Origin of the sequence: Mycobacterium sp. NPDC050041 (genome assembly GCF_049541695.1) — a bacterium.
In the GTDB taxonomy this organism is placed as follows: Bacteria; Actinomycetota; Actinomycetes; order Mycobacteriales; family Mycobacteriaceae; genus Mycobacterium.
On record NZ_JBMVDG010000005.1, the window covers coordinates 299078 to 320017 of the forward strand.

Sequence of the window (20940 nt, forward strand, 5' to 3'; positions counted from 1 at the left end):
TCAGCCCTCCACGGGTGCGCTGGTCAGCAGCAGGGTGACCACGTCCTCGACCGCCCGCACCGCCCCGGGCACCGCCGCGGCGACCGGGGCGCTCAGGCCGATGCCGTCCTCGACGTCGGCGACCTCGCAGCCGATCACCACGGTGCGCGGCGGGGTGCTGCCGAGCGCGTACACGCTCGCGAACACCGCCGCGGGGTCCATGGCATGCGCATCCAGACGCGCAGTGCCCGAGAGACTCTCGTGGTCGGCCTCGATGACGTGCAGGGTGCCGGGCGTGCCGCGACCGGGCAGCGCGTCGACGAGCACCAGGGCGTCGTAGCCGTCGAGCAGATCGTAGGCCAGGTGCATGCCGCGGATGCCGTAGTCGGTGACCGTGACGTCGGGTCCGGCGAGCCGCTGCGGCACACGACGCACCACCTCGGGGCCGAAACCGTCGTCACCGAGGAAGATGTTGCCGATGCCGGCAATCAGGATTCTGGACGTGATGCCTGCGCCCCTGTCACATCCGGCGGATCTTCAGGTACCGCTTGACGTCGGGTATCGACCGCACGCCGAGCACCAGGCCGGCGACCACCACCAGACCCACGACGACCGTCGCCGTCACCCCTACTGTCTGCATATCGAACTCCTCTCGGGAAGCGGCTGGACTTCGTCGGGTGCGAAGTACAGGTAGCGGCCGTACCACTCGTGCAGGTCGGCGGCGGGATCGTCCTCGATCACCACACCGATGTGGGTCTCGCCGTCGACCGTCTCGTGCACCGAGGTGACCCGGGCGACCTTGTCGGTGTAGAACAGGTCCTGCGCGTCGGCGCGGCGCGACGGGTGCAGCCGGACCCGGCTGCCGCGGCTGACCGGCACACCGTTCACCAGCACCGCGTCGATACCCGGGTCGACGGCGTTGTCCGCGACCGGATCCCACCAGTCGACGCCGTCGGGGACCTCCGGGACCAGCGCGGGGGCGCCGACCGCCGCATGCGGATTCCGCAGCACGCCATGGAGGTTCATCATCGCCTCGGGCGACATGGTGTCGCAGCGGTCGATGATCGCTGCGGCGAGTGGGTCGGTGGCGCGGGCCTGGGCCTTCTCCTCGTCGGTCATCGTCATGATCCGCAGCGTGAGGATCTCGTCGATCTCGCAGGAGTCGTACAGGGCGCCGTCGCTCTGTTCGGCGATCTCGGGGTGGTCGTAGAGGATGATCGGCGACACCAGTACGAGGTCGCGTTCCCCCGCCGGACCGGCGAGCACCGGGAAGCACCGGTGCCTGACGCAGCGCGCGACGGCCTCGGCGGCGGCCTGTGGCGGCTCGAGCAGCGAGACGAACTCGCCGCCGCTGATCTCGCCGATGAGGTGGGTGCCGATCAACGACGTGGCGATCGCCGCCGCCTTGTCTTCGGCGGGCGCAGCGGTGTTGCGCACCGTCACGCTCACCCGGAACAGGTCGCCGTCGGGTTCGGCCTTCAGGATCAGTTCGGCGCTCAGTGCCCGACGGGTGCGCACCAGCCGTCCGCCGGTGAGAATCTCGACGTCGGTGCCCGCCGGCACCACGATCGGATGCGTCTGCCCGGCGCGCAGGTCGTCGATGCCGACCGGGCCGAAGCCGGCCTCGCATTCCACCGCCTCGTCCCACGTGATCCATGAACCGCCCGCGGTGACCAACTCGTCGACGGCCTCGACGCGGCCGTCGCCGGTGTCGCGCATCGCGGCGCGGTGCTGCAACTGCAGGAATCGCACGACGACGGTCAACGTCGGCGATTCGCCCGGCTGGACCAATTCGCCCGGCTGGACCAGGAGCTGCGCGCAGAGCCGGTCGTCCTCGCCGATGCCTGCGGCTTCGGCGCCGGGCGGGCCGAGGACGCCGAACTGCCAGCGGGACTGGTTCTTCTGGGACGTCGCCCGGTAGGGATACAGCAGGTAGCCCTCGTAGAGCACCGCGTCGGCGACGGCGCGGGCCCGGTTCCAGTCGGCACTCACGGGACCGGCGTCCTGGACAGCAGGGTGGTGACCGCCTCGTCCAGCGAGAGCAGACCGTGCGCCGACCGGTAACCGGCCAGCGCTTCGACGGTGTCGTGGTCCAGCCGCACCCAACCGGTGTTCGGGTAGTGCAGGTGGACCAGGTCGCGCCACACCGACACCGGCATGTCGTGTCGGTCCTCGCGGTCCCACGGCACCTGCTGCACGCCGAAGCCGTGTGAACCCTGGACGAACACCGTTCCGCTGAACAGGAACTGCAGCGGCACCGCACCGCCGCGCAGTGCGTGCAGGTACTTCGCGGCGACCACCTCGAAGTCGTAGGTGCACTCCAGTGGCAGGTCGACCCGGGTGGACCCGGTGAAACCGGGGATCATCGCGGCGGTGTGCTGCCACAGGAAGGTGTGCTGTGTCCTGCCCCAACGCTCCCGGGGCCCGAACAGGTCGGTCAGGCCGACCGCCTCGGCGTCGTCGTATCCGCGGCGCAGCGGGTCGATCCTGACCTGGCAGCGCAGCGCGATGGCGTGCACGGGTTGGTCACCGGTTGCGGACACGCCGATGCGCGCGCTCAGCACGGGCGTCACCGCGTACGGTTCGGGCGCCACGTCCAGCACCTCGAACGTCACCTCGGTGGTCGGAGCGGTCACCGGACCACCACCTTGCTGCGGTCGGCGACGGCACCGAAGAAGTCGGCCATGTAGTCGCGCGCCTCCCGGCCACCGTCGAAGCCCCGCCACACCATCCGCAGCCTGCCGACGAACTCGTAACAGGCGTCGATCGGCAGCAGATGACAGATCGGCGGCCGGCTCTCGTCGTCTTCGTCGTCATGGAAGGGGACCCGCACCAGCAATGCCTCGGTGTCGTCGGCCATGGTGTCCACCCGCGGATCGGCGGCACGAATGTCGTTCCACGCCAGCAGGTCCAGCTCGGACTCCGTGGCCCCGGCCGGTCCGGGATAGAACGCCACCGTGCGCCCGAGGTCGGAGTTGCGGAAGAAGAAGGCCAGGCCCACCGGGATCTGCAGTGCCTCCCACGACCGGCGGTCCAAGGCGAAGTCCGGGAACTCCAGGTACCGGTCGGGCACGGCACGGAAGCGCAGCTCGGCGTGAGTGTCGGTGAACAGCAGATAGCACCCGCGGCACACGCACAGCAGTTGTCGGCCTGCGACGTTCACCACGTGCTGGTGCGCATCGGCGATCTGCTCGGCGCACATCTCGCAGCGTTCGCCTGCGGCCTGTGGCGTCGTGCGGTTGGCCCGGATCCGCGCCAGCACGTCGTAGGCCGTCATCAGGCGACACTCTCGGCCGCCGCGGCGGGCAGCGCCATCGCCAGCACCCCGTCGCGCACCAGCATCGGCACCGGGTCGAGGTGGGCGGCCGGCCGGTCGTCGTCGACAGATCGCCCGCCGTGTGCGACGTCGAAATGTGCGCGGCAGTGCGGGCATCGCAGCACCACGTCCGCCGAACCCATCCGCCGGTGCAGCACCGCGCCCGCCAGGGATTCGCCGCATCCGCCGCACCCGTCCCGGTAGGCGAACAGGTCGTCGCCGACCCGGCACGCCAGCACCGTGGTGCCCGCCACCATGAACCCGCCGACCTCGCCGGCGGCGAGCGCCTCGAGGTCGGGGACCGGATGCCAGTCCGCCGGTGGATGCCGCTCGGCCCGGACGCGGTTCAGCAGCGACTCCGCGGGGATGACAGCCGAAACCGGGTCCTTGTCCGCAGCGACGACCTCGATGGACGCGATCTCCGGCGCCGCGGCCCGCACCGCGTCCTCCACGGCCAATTCGAGCGTGACCGCCGACGACGGACAGCTCTTGCAGCTCCCGGAGAACTGCAGCCGGACCACCTCGCCGTCGACGCCGAGCAGGTGCACGTCGCCGCCGTGAGATCCCAGGTAGGGCCGGACGGTGTCCAGCGCGTCGGCGATGCGGCGCTCGACGGTGTGCGGATGCAGGCCGTGCACCAGCAGCAGGCTGGCCACCAGGTCGTCGCCGACGAATTCGTCGGCGAGTTCCGGCTTCGCGCGTACCGCCAGCAGCATCATCCGCTCCAGGCCTGCGCCGTAGAGGTCGGTGACCTCCCGCACCAGCTGCTCGGCGCGCTCCCTCGAGCTCACCCCGCCGATTGCGCTGGCGTCCAGCAGAATCTGGATCCGGTCGCCTGCGGTACGCCAGCGCGCGTCGGCCTCGGCGTCGCCCACGGGCGGCGATTCCGATGGGCGCATCGCCTATTCCCCGGTGACCGACTGGGTGGGGGAGTGGAGCAGGTCGAGGCTCTTTCCTTCACCCAGGTACATGTGCACCCCGCACGGCAGGCACGGATCGAAACTGCGCACGGTGCGCATGATGTCGATGCCCTTGAAGTGCTCGCGATCGTTCTCCTCGAAGATCGGCTGCCCCTGCACCGCATCCTCGTACGGCCCCGGCGTGCCGTAGCTGTCCCGCGGATTGGCGTTCCACGGGGTCGGCGGGTACGGGTGGTAGTTGGCGATCTTGCCGTCCCGGATCACCATGTGGTGGCTGAGCACACCGCGCACCGCCTCGGTGAACCCGCAGCCGATGCCCTCGTCGGGGACGTCGAACTTCTCCCAGGTCTTGGTCCGCCCGGCCCGGATCTCGGTGAGCGCCTTCTCCGCGAAGTGCAGTGCCGACGCCGCGGCGTAGGCCTGGAAATACGTTCTGGCGCGGTTGCGTTCAATGGTGTTGCTGCCGTGCTGCGGGATCTTCCACTCGAACTCGACCGGACCCTTCAGGGCGGTCTTGGGCAGATTGATCTGCACGCTGTGACCGGTCGACTTCACATAGCCGATGTCGACGAGGCCGGCCAGCGCGGTGGACCACAACCGGGCCAGCGGACCGCCACCGGTGTCGAGCGCCAGGTGGTCCTTGCCGTCCCACCAGCGCGGCGACATCACCCAGCTGTAGTTCTCGTCGAAGTCGCGCTTCTGCGGCTTGGGGTTGGTGTGCTGGTTCCACGGGTGCCGCCGGTCGACGGGGTTGCCCAGCGGGTCGTTCTTGACGAACATCTCCTGGTCTTCCCAGTCGTCGTAATACGAACTGCCGAGCAGGATCCGGATGCCGAGGTTGATGTCCACCAGGGAGGTGGTGACCAGCTTTCCGTCCACCACCACCCCCGGGGTGACGAACATCTTGCGGCCCCAGTTCTCCATGTCCTTGTAGGCGAAGTTGCAGTGCTCGGGGTCCTGGAACGAGCCCCAGCAGCCCAGCAGTGTGCGCCGCAGGCCCACCTGTTCGTATCCGGGCAGCGCCTCGTAGAAGAAGTCGAAGAGATCGTCGTGCATCGGCACGACCTTCTTCATGAACTCCACGTAGCGCATCAGCCGGGTCATGTAGTCGGTCATCAACTGGATGGTGGCGACCGTGCCGACACCGCCGGGGTAGAGCGTGGAGGGATGCACGTGGCGACCCTCCATCAGGCAGAACATCTCCCGCGTCCACCGGCTGACCTGAAGGGCCTCGCGGTAGAACTCGCCGGTGAACGGATTGAGCGCCCGCATGATGTCGGCGATGGTGCGATGCCCGTGCATGTCGGCGTGCGGGGCCTGGGTGTTCTCGGCCTTGGCCAGCACACTCGGATTGGTCTCGGCGACCATCTTCTCGCAGTAGTCGACCCCGACCAGGTTCTCCTGGAAGATGTTGTGGTCGAACATGTATTCCGCGGCCTCGCCGAGGTTGACGATCCACTCCGCGACGTGCGGCGGCTGCACCCCGTAGGCCATGTTCTGCGCGTAACACGAACAGGTGGCGTGGTTGTCACCGCAGATCCCGCAGATGCGGCTGGTGATGAAGTGCGCGTCGCGGGGGTCCTTGCCCTTCATGAAGATCGAGTAGCCGCGGAAGATCGACGATGTGCTGTGGCACTCGACGACCTCCCGGTTCTCGAAGTCGATCTTGGTGTAGATGCCGAGGCTGCCGACGATGCGGGTGATGGGGTCCCACGCCATCTCGACCAGTTGGCCGGGATCGCGCTTCACAAGGGAGGGCTCGGGAACTGTCGTTGTCATCGGACTGCACTGCTTTCATCGAAATATCAATGCGCGGGCAGCATCGTGCCCACGATGGCCTCGCCTGCTTGAGTGCGGTCTATTGCGGCGGCACTACCAGGTACGAGTCGCTCCGGTCTCGAGTTTCAGGCCGGGATGGCGCCACTTCGGTTCTTTGTCGACGGTCTTGCCCGTGACGTGGCGCAGACTGCGGATCACCGAGCCGTACAGGCCCGACGCCGTCGTGGACACCTTGCCGCCGGGCGGCTCGTCCATGAACGGCATGAACTTGTCCGGGAACCCGGGCATGGTGCAGCCGATGCAGATGCCACCCACGTTCGGGCACCCGCCGATACCGTTGATCCACCCGCGCTTGGGCACGTTGCACTTGACGACCGGACCCCAGCAGCCAAGCTTGACAATGCATTTCGGCGAGCCGTACTCGTCGGCGAAGTCGCCCTGCTCGTAGTAGCCGGCCCGGTCACACCCCTCGTGCACAGTCTGACCGAACAGCCACTGCGGCCGCAGCGCGTCGTCGAGCGGGATCATCGGCGCCTGGTCGGTCGCCATGTAGAGCAGATACGTCAGCGTCTCGGAGAGATTGTCCGGGTGTATCGGACATCCGGGCACGCAGACGATCGGGATTCCCGCCTTGCTCTTCCAGTCCCACCCGAGATAGTCCGGCACACCCATCGCGCCGGTCGGATTGCCCGCCATCGCATGGATTCCGCCGTAGGTGGCGCAGGTACCCACCGCGACGACCGCGGTCGCCTTCGGTGTGAGCCTGTCGAGCCACTCACTCGTGGTCATCGGCTGGCCCGTCGCCGGGTCGTTGCCGAATCCGCACCAGTAACCCTCGGTCTTGAGCTGCTCGTTGGGAATCGAACCCTCGACCACCAGCACGAACGGTTCCAACTCACCACGGTCGGCCTTGAAGAACCACTCGAGGAAGTCGTCGGCGCCGCCGTTGGGCCCGCATTCGAAATCGATGAGCGGCCAGTGCACGGCGACCCTCGGCAGGCCGGGGAGGGCGCCGAGGGCGATCTCCTCGATACTGGGTTGCGTGGCGGCAGTCAGCGCCACAGAGTCACCGTCACAACTCAATCCGGCGTTGATCCACAGAACGTGGATCAAGGCCTCTTCTGCTTTGACTGCAGCCTCACTGGGCATCGCCACAGCTCTCCGGGATCCGGGCTGGGGATCCCTACACCGCCGGAGTCGACCTTCGGCCCACTTGCGCGGCGCTAATCTCTCGGTCTACTCCGGCCGACATTGTCTTGTCAACGAGTTCTCGAGACATATCCGACTTGGCCCCGTTTGCCAGATCTGCGATCCAGGCATACCAGTCCGCGGTACCATCGCCCGCCGTCGCCGACAGCGCCAGGACGTCCAGGCCCGGGTTGACCGAGCGGGCGTGCCGCGAGCAGGTGTCGACATCGAAGTCGACATAGGGCAACAGGTCGATCTTGTTCACGATCACCACTCCCGCGGCGGCGAACATGTGCGGGTACTTCAGCGGCTTGTCGGCCCCTTCCGTCACCGAGATCACCAGTACTTTGCTGTGCTCGCCCAGGTCGAACATGGCGGGACACACCAGATTGCCGACGTTCTCGATGAACAGCAACGTGCCGCGGTCGGGGTCGAGCGCCTCGAGTGCGCGGCGGACCATCTCGGCGTCGAGGTGGCAGCCGGCGCCGGTGTTGACCTGGACGGCGCGGGCGCCGGCCCGCCGGATGCGCTCGGCGTCGAGGAGGGTTTCCTGATCGCCCTCGATCACGGCGATCGGCCGGTCCCGGCCGAGGTCCCGAATCGTGCGTTCGAGCAGGGTCGTCTTGCCCGCGCCGGGCGAACTGGTGACGTTGAACGCCAGGATGTCGAGCTCGGCGAGCAGGCACCGGTTCTCGGCGGCCACCAGGTCGTTCTTGGCGAGCACCCGCTGTTCGAGGGAGACCGTCTCGGTGTGGACGTGGGTGTGGTCGTCATGGGTGTGGTCGTCATGGGTGTGGTCGTGGTCGTCATGGGCGTGGGTGTGGTGATGCGCCGGGGCCTGGCCGGCCATCGTGATCACCGCCCCGTCCTCGCCGCAGCCGCAGGTCGCGCACATGTCAGCTCACCTCCATCGAGAGTATTCGCAGATCCCGGCCGGCGAGGACCTCGACATCGGCACTGCCGCAGGGGCACAGCAGGATCAGGTCGCCGAGTTCGAATTCCGAGCCGCAGGTGCGGCAGCGCGCGGCACCGGGCCGCAGGTCGACGTCGAGCCGGGCGCCGTCGGCCACCGTGCCCTGGGTGGCGAGTTCGAAGCAGAACTCCATGGCGTGCGGAACGACGGCGCACAGGGCGCCGACCTCGAGCCGGACGCTGTGCACGCGGCGGCCTGCGGCGTGCTCGCACACCGCGTCGACAACACTCTGGGTGATCGCCATCTCGTGCATCAGGTGCCCCGTTCCGGGCCGGTCCGCCCACGATAGGCCCGGTCACCCGTTTTGGTGAGCAGACGCACAATCGCATCGAGGCGCGGCCCGGAGTGCGATTTCATGTCTGCTCGCCGGTGACCGGCGTGTCCGCTTGAGTCGAACAGGTGTTCGTCTACTCTGGACGGTGTTCGACGGCTAGATGCTGGTCAGGCCGACTTGTCGGTGGCTACCTCTAGCGTCACGGCCAACTGATCGACACCGATCACCGAACATCACAGGACGGAGAAGACCATGGCGCAAGCCCCGGATCGCGAGAAGGCCCTCGAGCTGGCCCTCGCCCAGATCGAGAAGAGTCACGGCAAGGGGTCGGTGATGCGACTCGGCGACGAGGTGCGCCAGCCGATCTCGGTCATCCCGACCGGCTCGATCGCCCTGGACGTGGCGCTCGGCATCGGCGGCCTGCCCCGCGGCCGCGTCGTCGAGATCTACGGCCCGGAGTCCTCGGGTAAGACCACCGTCGCGCTGCACGCGGTGGCCAACGCGCAGGCTGCGGGCGGCATCGCGGCCTTCATCGACGCCGAGCACGCGCTGGATCCCGACTACGCCAAGAAGCTCGGCGTCGACACCGACTCGCTGCTGGTGTCCCAGCCCGACACCGGTGAGCAGGCGCTCGAGATCGCCGACATGCTGATCCGCTCCGGCGCGCTGGACATCCTGGTCATCGACTCGGTGGCCGCCCTGGTGCCGCGCGCCGAGATCGAGGGCGAGATGGGCGACAGCCACGTCGGCCTGCAGGCCCGCCTGATGAGCCAGGCGCTGCGGAAGATCACCGGCGCGCTGAGCAACTCGGGAACCACCGCGATCTTCATCAACCAGCTGCGCGAGAAGATCGGCGTGATGTTCGGCTCGCCCGAGACCACCACGGGTGGAAAGGCGTTGAAGTTCTACGCCTCCGTGCGGTTGGACGTCCGGCGGATCGAGACCCTCAAGGACGGCACCGACGCGGTGGGCAACCGCACCCGGGTCAAGGTCGTCAAGAACAAGGTGTCGCCGCCGTTCAAGCAGGCCGAGTTCGACATCCTCTACGGCAAGGGCATCAGCCGCGAGGGCTCGCTCATCGACATGGGTGTCGAGCACGGCTTCATCCGCAAGTCCGGCTCCTGGTTCACCTACGAGGGTGAGCAGCTCGGCCAGGGCAAGGAGAACGCCCGCAACTTCCTGATGGAGAACCCCGACGTCGCCAACGAGGTCGAGAAGAAGATCAAGGAGAAGCTCGGCATCGGGGCCGTGGTGAACGCCGAAGACGTCCTGCCGGCTCCCGTTGACTTCTGAGTCCACCGACGTCGCGCCGGCCACGCGCGAAGAGCAGGCGCGGGCGCTGTGCCTGCGCCTGCTCACCGCGCGGGCGAGAACCAGGGCCGAGCTCGAGACGAAGCTGGCCGGCAAGGGTTATCCCGACGAGGTGAGCACGCAGGTGCTCGACCGACTGGCCCAGGTCGGCCTGATCGACGACCGTGACTTCGCCGAACAGTGGGTGCGTTCCCGGCACACGCATGCCGGAAAGGGCAAGCGCGCGTTGGCGGCCGAGCTGCGCACCAAGGGCGTCGACCGCGAGGTCATCGACGAGGTGCTGGCCGACGTCGATGCGGGCGCCGAACGGCAGCGGGCCGAGCAACTGGTCCGCGACCGGCTGCGCCGCGAGCGGCTCGACGACGACGATGCGGAAACCAAGGTGGTGCGCCGGCTGGTCGGGATGCTGGCCCGTCGCGGGTACGGCCAGTCGATGGCCCTCGACGTGGTGAAGGTCGCGGTGGCCGGCGAACGGGAACGGCGGCGGGTCTGACCGGCTCTCCTGCCGAGCCCGGTCCGGACGCGTTCACCGATCCGGACAACTGGGCGGGCGGGTTCTACGAACTGTCCATCGAGGTCGGGCATCGGGACGACGCGCGGCTCGGCCGCGCGGTCGGTGCGCTGTGGCGCGCTGCGGGCATCCACGGCTGCTATGCCGACAGGACCCGCGAACCGCGCGACCAGGACGCGGTGCCGCTGACGGTCCGGTCGTTGTCGACGTTCGGTCACCTCTACGGCCGGCTCACCCTGCCCGGCGGTGCGGTGTCGGTGTGTGGCGGGCTGGCGATCCGACTGAGTGACGGGATCGACTGGCTCAACCTGTATCTCCCGCTGGGAGCGTTGACGCGGACTGATCCTCGTATCGGCGGCTTCCCGTTCGGCGACGACGGCGGTCCGTCGTCGCTGTCGTGGCGGGCCCCACTGGACGCGTGGCTCGCGGGCGTCGGCGCACAGGTCTACCGGGAGGTCGACTTCCGCCGGGCGATCATCGGCTTCGAAACCGACGATGCCGAGATCGCCGCGGACGGCGCTGTGCCGGAACGGCGTTCGTTCGGCTATCTGTTGCCGAGTGGCGACGAATTGCGCTACCACCCGGCGAACGCCTAGTGCGCGACCGTCGCCGGGAGTGTGGCCAGCGCCTGTCCCGCGTCGAGTGAGCGCGGCTCGCCTCCGCGGCGGGCATGCTCGGCGGTGACCCGCTGGATCAGCTCGTTCACCGGCGCGTCGAGTCCGTGCAGGCGGGCCTGCAGGACGATCTCGCCGTTGAGCCAGTCGGTTTCGACGTCGGCGCGTCCGCGGGCGATGCTCTGCCAGGTCGACCCGAGAAGGTCATCGCGCACCCGCCCCCGCAGGATGTCCCCGCGACGGACCCGGTCCCGCTCCGCCGTGACGACCGCGATCCCGGCGCCGGCCAGCACCTGTTCGGCCTCGCGGCGCGCCCGGGCGACGAGTTCGTCGGCGTCGGGCCCCGGCCGGAACGCCGCCGTCACGCCGTTGCCGAGATTCACGATGAGCTTGCGGTGCTTCCACGCCATGATGTCGTCGCGGACCTCCGAGACGAACTGTGCCGCGGTGAGTGTCGCCGCCAGCGCGTGCGCCACGTCGTCGCGCCCCGCCGGATACCGCCCGACGTCGAGGATCCCGGCCACCGGATGACTCTGCTGGACGACCACGCCGGGTTCCAGATGCCCGGCAGGCGCCATCACGTTGACCCCGTACACGCGGGCGAACCGGCGCAGCGCGGCCGCCTCGTTGGCCACTCCGTTCTGCGCGGCGAAGATCGGGGTGTCGGCGGGGGCGTGCGCCGCGAGATCGTCGAGCACCGCGGCGGTCTGGTGACCCTTGACGGCAAGCACCACGACCGGCGAGCCGGTCCAGTCGACCTCGCCGGCATCCGCGGCGGCGGGGAGGTCGACCGACCGGCTGCCGGTCTGCGTGACGAGCGTCAGGCCGCGGGCGCGGATGGCGCGCAGGTGTTCACCGCGGGCCACCGCTGAGACGTCGGCGCCGGCCAGGCGCAGTTGTGCGGCGATCACACCGCCGATGGCGCCGGCCCCGTAGACCACGATGTGCGCCACGGCGCCTCCTCACTGACCGACCGGCAGCTTCAGCAGCGGCAGGACCTGCCGGCCGATCCTCTCGACCTCGGACACGTACGGGGTGTCGGACAACACGAAGTGGGTGACGCCGAGGTCGGCGTACTTCTGCAGCGCCGCAGCCACCTCGGCGGCCGACCCGACGAGCCACGTCGTCCCCGCACCGCCCCCACCATGTCTACCCGGTGCGGTGTAGAGGCACGAGTCGAGCACCTCGCCGCGCTCGGTCAGCTCGAGGAGGCGGCGCTGTCCCACCGCGCCGCCTGGGTCGCGGCGGTGCAGTTCGCCCGGCGCGGCGGCGAACGCGGCGAGCTTCGCCTCGGCGTCCCGCCAGGCCTGCTCCGACGTCTCCCGCACCAGTGTGGTGACCCGCAGACCGAATTCGAGTGGTGGGTGTTCGCGGCCGAGCCGGTCGGACAGCGAACGGAGCCGGTCGATCCGTTCGGCGATCCCGTCGAGCGGTTCACCCCAGAACAACTGCACATCGGCTTCGGCGGCCGCGACCTGCTCCGCCGCGGGCGACGCCCCGCCGAAGTACAGCCTGGGCGTGGGCAATCCGGCGGCGAACGGTCGCGGCTGCGCCGTCGAGTTCTCCAGCCGGTAGAACTCGCCGCGAAAGGTGACGTCCTCCTCGCGCCACAACCGGCGCACGACGCGCAGGAACTCGAGCGTGCGGTCGTAGCGGCGGGACTTGTCGAACTCGCCGTCGCCATAGGCGGCGAGTTCGTCCGTGCCGCTGACGATGTTGATGAAGAGCCTGCCGCCGTTGAGTGCGGCCAGCGTGGCTGCGGCGGCGGCGAAGTGCGCGGGTTGCCAGTAGCCCGGCCGGATCGCCACCAGCGGGGTGAAGTTCGTGGTGCGTGCCGAGATCGCCGTCGCCACGGTGAACGTGTCCGGCCTACCCCAGCCGGTGCCGATCAGGGCGCCGGCCCAGCCGTTCTGCTCGGCGCGCTGGGCCAGGTCGACCGAGTAGTCCAGGCTGCCCCAGCCCGCCGCGGTGTCGTCCCCGCGGTGCCCGGGCGTGACGGTGTTCGGGATGTACCAGAGGTATTCGTGGCCAGAAGGCTGCGTAATCGTCGTCGTCATCGAAAGGGAACGTATCGACCGCGCAGGCAAAGATCGCCACACTCGCGCTACGGGAATCGTTCAGTACAGCTTCACGTTCGCCGCGCTACACCGCCTTGGCGCCGGGCGCGCCCTCCTGCTCGACGGCATCGGCGTGCAGCGGTGCGGGCCCGCGGTGGGACCGGCGCATGCGGCGTTCCAGCCGGGTCGCGAACGCCGACAGCGTGAAGTTGATGGCGATCAGGATCAGCCCGACGACCATCAGCGCCGGGATGAAGTTGCTGTACGCCGACCCGATGTTGGTGCCCTGGCGGACGACCTCCAGGAACAGGATCTGGTAGCCGATCGCGGTGTCCTTGAGCACCACCACCATCTGCGACACCAGCACCGGCAGCATCGACGTCACGGCCTGCGGCAGCAGGATCGCGCGCATCGTCTGGCCCCACCGCAGACCGAGCGCCGACGCCGCCTCCGCCTGCCCGCTGGGCAGCGCGTTCACCCCGGCGCGGACGATCTCGGCGATCACCGCGCCGTTGTAGAGGGTGAGGCCGGTGACCACCCCGGCCAGTGCCTGATACTTCGACGGCACCACGTCGTAGATGCCGTACGCGGCGAAGCTGAAAATCATCATGACCAGCACCGGGATGGCGCGGAAGATCTCGACGAACACCGCACACGGCCAGCTGATCAGCGGATGCAGTGACAGCCGGCCCACGCCGAGCACGAACCCCAGGGCGAGGGCCAGCACGATCGACAACGCAGCGGCGGTCAGCGTGCCCCGAATCCCCGGGAGCAGATAGGTCTTCCACAGGTTCGGCGTCAGGAACGGTTCCCACTTCGCGGCGGTGAACTGGCCCTCTTTCCAGAACTCCCACAGCACGAAGACGATCACGGCGACCGCGATCAGCGCGGCGATCAGCGTGGCGATTATGTTCCGGATCCGCGCACGGGGCCCGGGCACGTCGAACAACACCGAGGCGGTGCTCATCAGCGTCGCACCGCCAATCGCTTACCGAGCCAACCGAACACCAGTCCCATCGGCAGCGTCAGGATGACGAATCCGACGGCGAAGATGAATCCCACCAGGAACAGCGCCGCGGTGTTCTCCGTCATCACCTTCATCAGCGTCGCCGCCTCGGCCACCCCGATCACCGAGGCGATCGTGGTGTTCTTGGTCAGCGCGATGAGCACCGAGCCGAGCGGCAGGATGACCGACCGGAACGCCTGCGGCAGCAGGATGAACCGGAGGTTCTGGCCGAACGAGAAGCCCAGCGACCGCGCGGCCTCGGCCTGCCCGAGCGGCACCGTGTTCACCCCGGAGCGCACGGTCTCGCACACGAACGACGCGGTGTAGAGGGTCAATCCGACCACCGCGAGCCGGAATCCGCTGTCGACGATGGACGTCGTGGAGTCCGCGTCGACGAGCGTGATGCCCAGTGTGTTGCCCAGACCGAAGGAGCAGAACAGGATGATCAGCGTCAGCGGCGTGTTACGCACCACGTTGACGTAGGAGGTGCCCAGCCAGTTCAGCACCGGCACCGGCGCCAGCCGCATCGCGGCCAGCACCGTGCCGAGGATCAGCGCGCCGACCGCCGAGTACAGCGTCAGCTTGATGGTGATCCAGAACGCCGCGAAGATCTGGTCCTGGTACTCGGTGAAGACGTCCACGGCCCGGGCCAGACCTCCGGCTCAGTACCGGTCGATCTTCGGCGGTGCGGGCGCCGTGATCCCCGCCGGACCGAGATTCTTGTCGAACGCCTCTTTCCAGGCGCCGCTCGACTCCATCTTCTCGAGCGCGTCGTTGATCTTGGTGCGCAGCTCGGCGTCGTCCTTCTTGAGCCCGATGCCGTAGCGCTCCTCGGAGAAGGTGTCGCCGACGATCTTGAATTGGCCGGGCTGCTGCGCGGCGTAGCCGGCGAGGATCACCTCGTCGGTGGTCACCGCGTCGATGGCGCCGTTCTTCAGCGCCTCGATGCAGGCCGAGTACGTGTCGTACTGCTGCAGCTGCACACCGGTGTACTCGTCCTTGATCTTCTGCGCCGGAGTGGATCCCGTGACCGAGCACAGCTTCTTGTTGTTCTGCAGCGACGCCGCCCCGGTGATGTCGGTGTTGTTCTCCCGCACCAGCAGGCTCTGTCCGGTCTGCAGGTACGGCCCGGCGAAGTCGACCTTCTCCTTGCGCGCGTCGGTGATCGAGTAGGTGGCGGCGATGTACTCGACCTGGTCGTTCTGGATGAGTGTCTCGCGCTGGCCCGACGGCGCCTCCTTCCACTCGATCTTGTCCGGGGTGTAGCCGAGTTCACCGGCGACGTAGGTGGCGACGTCGACGTCGAAGCCGGTCAGCTTGCCGTCCGGGGTGCGCAGACCGAGGCCCGGCTGGTCGAACTTGGTGCCGATCACGATCTTGTCGCTGTCGCCGCTGCCGCCACCGCCGCCGCACGCGGTCGCCGCGAAGGGGAGGGCCATGGCGAGTGCGACGACACCGGCGGCGCGCCACCGGGAGGGCACGGAGAGGGACGGCATGGGTCTTGGGTTTCCTTTCGCCGGGAATTCAGTGGTGGAGGATCTTGCCGAGGAAGTCCTTGGCGCGGTCGGACTGCGGGTTGTCGAAGAACTCCGCGGGTTCGGCGTCCTCGACGATCGCGCCGTCGGACATGAAGACCACGCGGTCCGACGCCCGCCGGGCGAATCCCATCTCGTGGGTCACCACGAGCATCGTCATCCCCTCGGACGCCAGCGATGCCATGACGGCCAGCACCTCGTTGATCATCTCGGGGTCCAGCGCGCTGGTGGGCTCGTCGAAGAGCATCACCTTGGGCGTCATCGCCAGTGACCGCGCGATCGCCACCCGCTGCTGCTGTCCGCCCGACAGCTGGGCGGGGTACTTGTCGGCCTGGTTGGCCACGCCGACCCGCTCGAGAAGCGCCATCGCCTCGGTGCGGGCCTTGTCCTTGGACAGCCGCCGCACCTTCGTCGGTGCGAGCGTGACGTTCTCCAGGATCGTCTTGTGCGCGAACAGGTTGAACGACTGGAACACCATGCCGACGTCGGACCGCAGCTGCGCCAGCCGGCGCCCCTCGGCGGGAAGCTGCTGGCCGTCGACCGCGATCGAGCCCGAGTCGATGGTCTCCAGCCGGTTGATGGTGCGGCACAGCGTCGACTTCCCCGAACCCGACGGACCGATCACCACGACGACCTGGCCCCGTTCGACGCGCAGGTCGATGTCCTTGAGGACATGGAGGCTGCCGAAATGCTTGTTGACCTGCTCCATCGCGATCATCGGCACGGTCTGCGGCGGTGGATCGGCGACCTGCGCCTCCCGGCCGGAGCTGTCCATGGGTGCAGACCTTACCCAGGTAATGCTCAGCATGCCGAGAACTGATCAATCCGCACGATCGGGCGTCGACGCGGTCCCCGTACCATGGGCGCGTGACTTCGATGGTGACGCGGGAGGCGGCGGCGCACAGCGCCGCAGGCCCGGTTGCGCGCACCTATCAGGTCCGCACCTACGGCTGCCAGATGAACGTGCACGACTCCGAACGACTGGCCGGTCTGCTGGAGGCGGCCGGGTACCGGCGCGCGGCCGACGGCGCCGACGCCGACGTGGTGGTGTTCAACACCTGCGCGGTGCGCGAGAACGCCGACAACAAGCTCTACGGCAACATCAGTCACCTGGCGCCCCGCAAGCAGGCCGACCCCGACATGCAGATCGCCGTCGGCGGCTGCCTGGCGCAGAAGGACCGCGACGCGGTGCTGCGCAAGGCCCCGTGGGTCGACGTGGTCTTCGGCACCCACAACATCGGGTCGCTGCCTGCGCTGCTCGAGCGCGCGCGCCACAACCGGGTCGCCCAGGTCGAGATCGAGGAGTCGCTGCGGGAGTTTCCGTCGACGCTTCCGGCGGCCCGTGAATCCGCCTACGCGGCATGGGTTTCGGTGTCGGTGGGCTGCAACAACACCTGCACGTTCTGCATCGTGCCTGCGCTGCGCGGCAAAGAGGTGGACCGCAGACCGGCCGACATCCTGGCCGAGGTGCGCTCGCTGGTGGACCAGGGCGTGCTCGAGGTCACCCTGCTCGGCCAGAACGTCAATGCCTACGGCGTCTCGTTCGCCGGCCCCGGGCTTGCCCGCGACCGCGGCGCCTTCGCGAAGTTGTTGCGCGAGTGCGGACACATCGACGGGCTGGAGCGGGTCCGGTTCACCTCTCCGCATCCGGCCGAGTTCACCGACGACGTGATCGAGGCGATGGCCGAGACACCCAATGTGTGCCCCACACTGCACATGCCGCTGCAGTCCGGGTCGGACCGGGTGCTGCGTGCGATGCGCCGGTCCTACCGCGCCGACCGCTTCCTCGGGATCATCGACCGCGTGCGCGACGCGATCCCGCACGCGGCGATCACCACCGACCTGATCGTCGGCTTCCCCGGGGAGACCGAAGAGGACTTCGCGGCGACCCTCGACGTGGTGGCCCGGGCGCGGTTCGCCGGCGCATTCACCTTCCAGTACTCCAAGCGGCCAGGCACCCCCGCCGCGGAGATGCCCGGCCAGCTGCCCAAAGACGTGGTGTCGGAACGCTATCAGCGGCTGATCGAGCTGCAGGAGCGAATCTCGATGGAGGAGAACGCCGCACAGGTCGGCACTACCGTCGAACTACTGGTCGCCACCGGCGAGGGACGCAAAGACGCCAGCACCGCCCGCATGTCGGGCCGTGCGCGCGACGGCCGGCTGGTGCACTTCGCGCCCGGCGGCGCGGACATCCGGCCCGGTGACGTCGTCACCACGACCGTGACCGGCGCCGCGCCCCATCACCTGATCGCCGACGCCGGGCTGCTCGCGCACCGCCGCACCCGCGCCGGTGACGCGCACGCCGAGGGTCGGCGACCGCGCACCGGAGTCGGCCTCGGCATCCCGGGCATCGGCGCCCCGCCCGCCGCGGCGCCCTCGGACGGATGCGGCCGATGAGCGCCGCGGGGGATCCCGGCAACGGGGGCTTCGAACAGTTCAAGGGCGACATCGAAGACGTCGAACGGCGGATGGCGCGCGAATTCGAACCCGGCTCCCGGGCGATGGTGGTCGCCGTGCTGGTGTTCGTGGTGCTGCTGTCGCTGATCCTCCCGCACACCGGTGGCGCCAAGGGCTTCGACGTGCTGGTGGGAGCCGAAGCCGCTGTCGGCGAGGGCATCTCGCTGCCATCGCGGGTCTTCACGTGGCTGGCTCTGGTGTTCTCGGTCGGCTTCTCCATTCTCGCGCTGCTGACCCGGCGGTGGGCACTCGCATGGATCGCCCTCGCGGGTTCGGCGGTCGCCTGCCCGATCGGGATGCTCGCCGTGTGGTCACGACAGACCGCGCCCGAGCAGTACCCCGGCCCCGGGATCGGCCTGATCGTCGGCTGGATCGCGGTCATCGTGCTGACGTTCCACTGGGCACGGGTGGTGTGGTCGCGCACCGCGGTGCAACTGGCCGCCGAGGAGGAGCGCCGTCGGCGGGCCGCCGAGGGTCAGCGCAAGGGGCTGCTCGACGGCTTCGGCGACGATCCGGACGCCCCGGCGACCTAACGCCGCTTACCGAGCGCCTCGACCGCGGCCTCGGCCCACTGCCGCCACTGCTCGGCGTTCGCGCGTGCCTGCTCCGCGTCCTTGGTGCGCCCCGCCGCGGCGGCCTTCTCCGCCTGCCGCTCGTACTGCTCTGCGCGCGTGCGGAACTGATCTGCGCGCGCCTGCGCCTCGGGGTCCGACCAGCCGGTGGACGCCGCGTCCCGGACCTTCTTCTCGACCGCGCGCATCCGCCGCTCCAGGTCGGCGCTCCGCTCACGGGGCACCTTCCCGATGGCATCCCACTTGTCGCCGATGGTGCGCATCGCCGCGCGGGCGGCATCGACGTCGGTCACGTCGATCCGCTCGGCCTCGGTCAGCAGCGCCTCCTTGGCCGCGGCGTTGGCCTTGAACTCGTTGTCCCGCTCGGACGTGGCCGCGTTGCGGGCGGAGAAGAACCGGTCCTGCGCACCCTTGAAGCGCTGCCACAGCGCGTCGTCGACGTCCTTGGCCGCCCGCCCCGCGGCCTTCCACTCGGCGAGCAGATCGCGGAACGCCCCGCTCGTCGGCCCCCAGTCGGTGGACCCGGCGAGCGCCTCGGCGCGTTCGCACAGTGCCTCCTTGGCCTGGCGGGCGCCGGCGCGGCCGCGGTCCAGTTCGGCGAAGTGCGAACCCCGCCGCCGGTTGAACGTCTCACGGGCCGCCGAATACCGCTTCCACAGCGCGTCGTCGGTCCTGCGGTCGAGTCCGCTGATGGTGCGCCACTCGTCGAGGATCTCGCGGAGCCGGTCGCCCGCGGACTTCCACTGGGTGGCATTGGCGCCCAGCTCCTCGGCCTCCGCGGCGAGCGCCTCCTTGCGGGCGAGTTGGGCCGCCCGGTGTTCCTCACGGCGGGCCTTCTCTGCCGCGGACGCCTCGTCGGCGTGTTCGGCGATCGCCGCCAGGCGGGCGGCCAGCGCGTCCACGTCGCCCAGCACGTGCGCCTCCGGAAGGGTCTCCGCCAGTGCGGCGGCCGCCGACTTGATCTTGCGGGCGTCGCCGGTGCCGGACGCCAGCCGGGTCTCCAGCAGCGCCACCTCGGTGTGCAGGTCGTCGTAGCGCCTGCCGAAGTGCGCGTACGCCGCCTCGGTGTCGCCTGCCTGCCAGGAGCCGATGGTGCGTTCACCCGAGGCGGTGATCAGCCAGACGGTGCCGTCGGGGTCCACCCGCCCGAAGCGGTGCGGATCGCTGGCCGGCGGCGCGGCGACGGCCGCCGCGGGCCGTCCGGGCCTGGGCACCGGCCGTGCCGCACCCGGCCGGGGTGCCGGTTTCGGACCGGGCCGGGGAGTCGGCGCCGGGGCCGCAGGCGGGGCTGCGTCCGCACCGGTGTCGGCCGGTGTGGTCACCTCACTGTCCGCCGGTCGATCGTCGTCGGATGCCGTACCGGGCTCACTGGTCGTCATATCGGTTCCTCGCACCTCCGCGCGGAAGATCCGCGCACTGCCGCGCGACGCGGCGCCTCGCATGTACCGACGTAATTGAAACAGGTCACCGCCCGCGATGCGCACGCCTTCGCCGTCCCGGTTTGCAACCGGCGCGCCTTCCTGGGCAGGCTCGACGCCACACGCCCACCCGCAGGAAGGCACCACCGCGATGGCCAAGGCGGATATCGCCGCGCTGCTGGCACTCGGCGCCGCGCTGTTCATCGCGATCGGCGACGTCGTCCACCAGCGGTCCGCCCACGAGGTGACCGACGAGCCGGTCAGTCACACCGGGCTGTTCCTGCGGCTGCTGCGTGATCGCCAGTGGTGGCTGGGCAGCGGGGTCTCGGCGGTGGGTTTCGCCCTGCAGGCCGCCGCGCTCGGCCTGGGCTCGGTGCTGCTGGTGCAGGCGATCCTGGTCACCTCGCTGCTGTTCGCCCTGCCGATCAACGCCCGGCTGACCCACCGGAGGGTGACCCGGTGGGAATGGCTGTGGGCGGCGCTGCTGGCCGGGGCGGTCGCGGTGATCGTCACCGTCGGCAACCCCACCGCCGGTCAGGCCCGGGCCTCGCTGGAGGTCTGGACGTCGGTCGCTGTGGTGCTCGGGCCGGCGCTGGTGCTGTGCGTGATCGGCGCCAGGATCTGGTCGGGACCGGTCGCCGCCGTCCTGCTGGCGGTGGTGTCCGGAGCGCTCTGGGGCCTTTTCGCGGTGCTGACCAAGGGCGTGGTCGACCGTCTCGACGACGGTCTGCTCGCGGTGCTGCGGATGCCCGAGCTCTACGCGTGGGCGCTGGTTGCGGTGGCAGGCACCGCCTGGCAGCAGGCGTCCTTCCGGGCGGGCGCGCTGACCGCGTCGCTGCCCACCATGACGGTGACCGAACCGGTGGTGGCGTCGGTGCTCGGCGTCGTCGTCCTCGGCGAGGCGCTGCGTCCCGGCGAGGCCGGCTGGTTCACCCTGATCGCCGCGGCGGCGGCGATGGTGGTGGCCACGGCGGCGCTGGCGCGCGGCGAGGCGGCCGGCGCGGACACACCCGCCGGCCACTAGTTTGGT

The 20940-nt window shown here is 69.4% G+C and carries 23 protein-coding genes; 6 read left to right on the forward strand and 17 right to left on the reverse strand.

Going from position 1 to position 20940, the window contains the following annotated elements; translation table 11 throughout:
- From ACPCHZ_RS18180 to ACPCHZ_RS18225, 10 genes are all read right to left on the reverse strand, one after another.
- Positions 1-486 carry a hydrogenase maturation protease gene (locus tag ACPCHZ_RS18180; RefSeq protein WP_423486102.1) on the reverse strand — a complete coding sequence of 162 codons (486 nt, stop codon included), beginning with the start codon at positions 484-486 and terminating at the stop codon, positions 1-3.
- 13 nt (positions 487-499) lie between these two features.
- Positions 500-619: a DUF6893 family small protein gene (locus tag ACPCHZ_RS18185; RefSeq protein WP_372503674.1), complete on the reverse strand. Its 120-nt coding sequence runs from the start codon at positions 617-619 to the stop codon at positions 500-502.
- Positions 607-1971, reverse strand: coding sequence for a hypothetical protein (locus tag ACPCHZ_RS18190; RefSeq protein ID WP_423485995.1), 1365 nt, complete (start codon positions 1969-1971; stop codon positions 607-609). The genes ACPCHZ_RS18185 and ACPCHZ_RS18190 overlap by 13 nt, the downstream gene beginning before the upstream one ends.
- The gene (locus tag ACPCHZ_RS18195; protein ID WP_423485996.1) at positions 1968-2615 is read right to left on the reverse strand and encodes a DUF6084 family protein; all 648 of its coding nucleotides are present in this window, start codon (positions 2613-2615) and stop codon (positions 1968-1970) included. The genes ACPCHZ_RS18190 and ACPCHZ_RS18195 overlap by 4 nt, the downstream gene beginning before the upstream one ends.
- Complete coding sequence (locus ACPCHZ_RS18200; protein WP_423485997.1) at positions 2612-3256, reverse strand: DUF5947 family protein; 645 nt, start codon at positions 3254-3256, stop codon at positions 2612-2614. The genes ACPCHZ_RS18195 and ACPCHZ_RS18200 overlap by 4 nt, the downstream gene beginning before the upstream one ends.
- A complete protein-coding gene (locus ACPCHZ_RS18205; RefSeq protein WP_423485998.1) occupies positions 3256-4194 on the reverse strand; it encodes a NifU family protein in 939 nt (312 codons plus the stop codon). Before ACPCHZ_RS18205 ends, ACPCHZ_RS18200 begins: the two co-directional genes overlap by 1 nt.
- A 3-nt stretch (positions 4195-4197) precedes the next feature.
- Positions 4198-5994 (reverse strand): nickel-dependent hydrogenase large subunit, encoded by a 1797-nt coding sequence (locus ACPCHZ_RS18210; RefSeq protein ID WP_423485999.1) that lies wholly within the window; start codon positions 5992-5994, stop codon positions 4198-4200.
- 93 nt (positions 5995-6087) lie between these two features.
- A complete protein-coding gene (locus ACPCHZ_RS18215) occupies positions 6088-7143 on the reverse strand; it encodes a hydrogenase expression protein HypE (RefSeq protein ID WP_423486000.1) in 1056 nt (351 codons plus the stop codon).
- A gap of 34 nt (positions 7144-7177) precedes the next feature.
- Positions 7178-8077, reverse strand: a complete 900-nt coding sequence (hypB, locus tag ACPCHZ_RS18220; RefSeq protein ID WP_423486001.1) for a hydrogenase nickel incorporation protein HypB — start codon at positions 8075-8077, stop codon at positions 7178-7180.
- 1 nt (position 8078) lies between these two features.
- Positions 8079-8408, reverse strand: coding sequence for a hydrogenase maturation nickel metallochaperone HypA (locus tag ACPCHZ_RS18225; RefSeq protein WP_364979118.1), 330 nt, complete (start codon positions 8406-8408; stop codon positions 8079-8081).
- Between the two features lie 273 nt (positions 8409-8681).
- On the opposite strand from ACPCHZ_RS18225, the gene recA reads away from it, so the two are divergent.
- The 3 genes from recA to ACPCHZ_RS18240 all read left to right on the forward strand — a co-directional run bounded on the left by recA (position 8682) and on the right by ACPCHZ_RS18240 (position 10847).
- Complete coding sequence (gene recA / locus ACPCHZ_RS18230) at positions 8682-9722, forward strand: recombinase RecA (RefSeq protein ID WP_264011351.1); 1041 nt, start codon at positions 8682-8684, stop codon at positions 9720-9722.
- Positions 9712-10233, forward strand: coding sequence for a recombination regulator RecX (gene recX / locus ACPCHZ_RS18235; protein WP_423486002.1), 522 nt, complete (start codon positions 9712-9714; stop codon positions 10231-10233). Before recA ends, recX begins: the two co-directional genes overlap by 11 nt.
- A 197-nt stretch (positions 10234-10430) precedes the next feature.
- Entirely contained in the window at positions 10431-10847 is a 417-nt protein-coding gene (locus ACPCHZ_RS18240) for a hypothetical protein (protein ID WP_423486003.1), read from the forward strand.
- On the opposite strand, the gene ACPCHZ_RS18245 is transcribed toward ACPCHZ_RS18240, so the two are convergent.
- The 6 genes from ACPCHZ_RS18245 to ACPCHZ_RS18270 all read right to left on the reverse strand — a co-directional run bounded on the left by ACPCHZ_RS18245 (position 10844) and on the right by ACPCHZ_RS18270 (position 16181).
- Complete coding sequence (locus ACPCHZ_RS18245; RefSeq protein ID WP_423486004.1) at positions 10844-11818, reverse strand: ketopantoate reductase family protein; 975 nt, start codon at positions 11816-11818, stop codon at positions 10844-10846. The genes ACPCHZ_RS18240 and ACPCHZ_RS18245 overlap by 4 nt on opposite strands.
- 9 nt (positions 11819-11827) lie before the next feature.
- Positions 11828-12922 carry an LLM class flavin-dependent oxidoreductase gene (locus ACPCHZ_RS18250; RefSeq protein ID WP_423486005.1) on the reverse strand — a complete coding sequence of 365 codons (1095 nt, stop codon included), beginning with the start codon at positions 12920-12922 and terminating at the stop codon, positions 11828-11830.
- A gap of 85 nt (positions 12923-13007) precedes the next feature.
- On the reverse strand, positions 13008-13889 hold the full coding sequence (locus tag ACPCHZ_RS18255; protein ID WP_423486006.1) for an amino acid ABC transporter permease: 882 nt from the start codon (positions 13887-13889) through the stop codon (positions 13008-13010).
- Entirely contained in the window at positions 13889-14569 is a 681-nt protein-coding gene (locus ACPCHZ_RS18260) for an amino acid ABC transporter permease (RefSeq protein ID WP_423486007.1), read from the reverse strand. Before ACPCHZ_RS18260 ends, ACPCHZ_RS18255 begins: the two co-directional genes overlap by 1 nt.
- 21 nt (positions 14570-14590) lie before the next feature.
- The gene (locus ACPCHZ_RS18265) at positions 14591-15424 is read right to left on the reverse strand and encodes a glutamate ABC transporter substrate-binding protein (protein ID WP_423486008.1); all 834 of its coding nucleotides are present in this window, start codon (positions 15422-15424) and stop codon (positions 14591-14593) included.
- Between the two features lie 28 nt (positions 15425-15452).
- The gene (locus tag ACPCHZ_RS18270) at positions 15453-16181 is read right to left on the reverse strand and encodes an amino acid ABC transporter ATP-binding protein (protein WP_364980420.1); all 729 of its coding nucleotides are present in this window, start codon (positions 16179-16181) and stop codon (positions 15453-15455) included.
- Between the two features lie 158 nt (positions 16182-16339).
- Here ACPCHZ_RS18270 and miaB point away from each other — a divergent pair, with 158 nt between their 5' ends.
- Both miaB and ACPCHZ_RS18280 read left to right on the forward strand, forming a co-directional pair.
- Entirely contained in the window at positions 16340-17860 is a 1521-nt protein-coding gene (gene miaB, locus ACPCHZ_RS18275; protein WP_423486103.1) for a tRNA (N6-isopentenyl adenosine(37)-C2)-methylthiotransferase MiaB, read from the forward strand.
- Complete coding sequence (locus tag ACPCHZ_RS18280) at positions 17857-18453, forward strand: hypothetical protein (protein WP_423486009.1); 597 nt, start codon at positions 17857-17859, stop codon at positions 18451-18453. The genes miaB and ACPCHZ_RS18280 overlap by 4 nt, the downstream gene beginning before the upstream one ends.
- Here ACPCHZ_RS18280 and ACPCHZ_RS18285 read toward each other — a convergent pair.
- A complete protein-coding gene (locus ACPCHZ_RS18285; RefSeq protein ID WP_423486010.1) occupies positions 18450-19871 on the reverse strand; it encodes a DUF349 domain-containing protein in 1422 nt (473 codons plus the stop codon). The genes ACPCHZ_RS18280 and ACPCHZ_RS18285 overlap by 4 nt on opposite strands.
- Positions 19872-20061: 190 nt before the next feature.
- Here ACPCHZ_RS18285 and ACPCHZ_RS18290 point away from each other — a divergent pair, with 190 nt between their 5' ends.
- Positions 20062-20934, forward strand: coding sequence for a DMT family transporter (locus ACPCHZ_RS18290; protein ID WP_423486011.1), 873 nt, complete (start codon positions 20062-20064; stop codon positions 20932-20934).
- The last annotated feature ends 6 nt before the right edge of the window (positions 20935-20940 follow it).

Excerpts from the sequence above, each read along its gene's own strand:
- ACPCHZ_RS18185 (WP_372503674.1), bottom strand. The coding sequence starts at position 619 with ATGCAGACAGTAGGGGTGACGGCGACGGTCGTCGTGGGTCTGGTGGTG.
- ACPCHZ_RS18200 (WP_423485997.1), bottom strand. The coding sequence starts at position 3,256 with ATGACGGCCTACGACGTGCTGGCGCGGATCCGGGCCAACCGCACGACG.
- ACPCHZ_RS18205 (WP_423485998.1), bottom strand. The coding sequence starts at position 4,194 with ATGCGCCCATCGGAATCGCCGCCCGTGGGCGACGCCGAGGCCGACGCG.
- ACPCHZ_RS18210 (WP_423485999.1), bottom strand. The coding sequence starts at position 5,994 with ATGACAACGACAGTTCCCGAGCCCTCCCTTGTGAAGCGCGATCCCGGC.
- ACPCHZ_RS18215 (WP_423486000.1), bottom strand. The coding sequence starts at position 7,143 with ATGCCCAGTGAGGCTGCAGTCAAAGCAGAAGAGGCCTTGATCCACGTT.
- hypB (WP_423486001.1), bottom strand. The coding sequence starts at position 8,077 with ATGTGCGCGACCTGCGGCTGCGGCGAGGACGGGGCGGTGATCACGATG.
- ACPCHZ_RS18225 (WP_364979118.1), bottom strand. The coding sequence starts at position 8,408 with ATGCACGAGATGGCGATCACCCAGAGTGTTGTCGACGCGGTGTGCGAG.
- recA (WP_264011351.1), top strand. The coding sequence starts at position 8,682 with ATGGCGCAAGCCCCGGATCGCGAGAAGGCCCTCGAGCTGGCCCTCGCC.
- ACPCHZ_RS18250 (WP_423486005.1), bottom strand. The coding sequence starts at position 12,922 with ATGACGACGACGATTACGCAGCCTTCTGGCCACGAATACCTCTGGTAC.
- ACPCHZ_RS18255 (WP_423486006.1), bottom strand. The coding sequence starts at position 13,889 with ATGAGCACCGCCTCGGTGTTGTTCGACGTGCCCGGGCCCCGTGCGCGG.
- ACPCHZ_RS18265 (WP_423486008.1), bottom strand. The coding sequence starts at position 15,424 with ATGCCGTCCCTCTCCGTGCCCTCCCGGTGGCGCGCCGCCGGTGTCGTC.
- ACPCHZ_RS18270 (WP_364980420.1), bottom strand. The coding sequence starts at position 16,181 with ATGATCGCGATGGAGCAGGTCAACAAGCATTTCGGCAGCCTCCATGTC.
- miaB (WP_423486103.1), top strand. The coding sequence starts at position 16,340 with ATGGTGACGCGGGAGGCGGCGGCGCACAGCGCCGCAGGCCCGGTTGCG.
- ACPCHZ_RS18280 (WP_423486009.1), top strand. The coding sequence starts at position 17,857 with ATGAGCGCCGCGGGGGATCCCGGCAACGGGGGCTTCGAACAGTTCAAG.
- ACPCHZ_RS18285 (WP_423486010.1), bottom strand. The coding sequence starts at position 19,871 with ATGACGACCAGTGAGCCCGGTACGGCATCCGACGACGATCGACCGGCG.
- ACPCHZ_RS18290 (WP_423486011.1), top strand. The coding sequence starts at position 20,062 with ATGGCCAAGGCGGATATCGCCGCGCTGCTGGCACTCGGCGCCGCGCTG.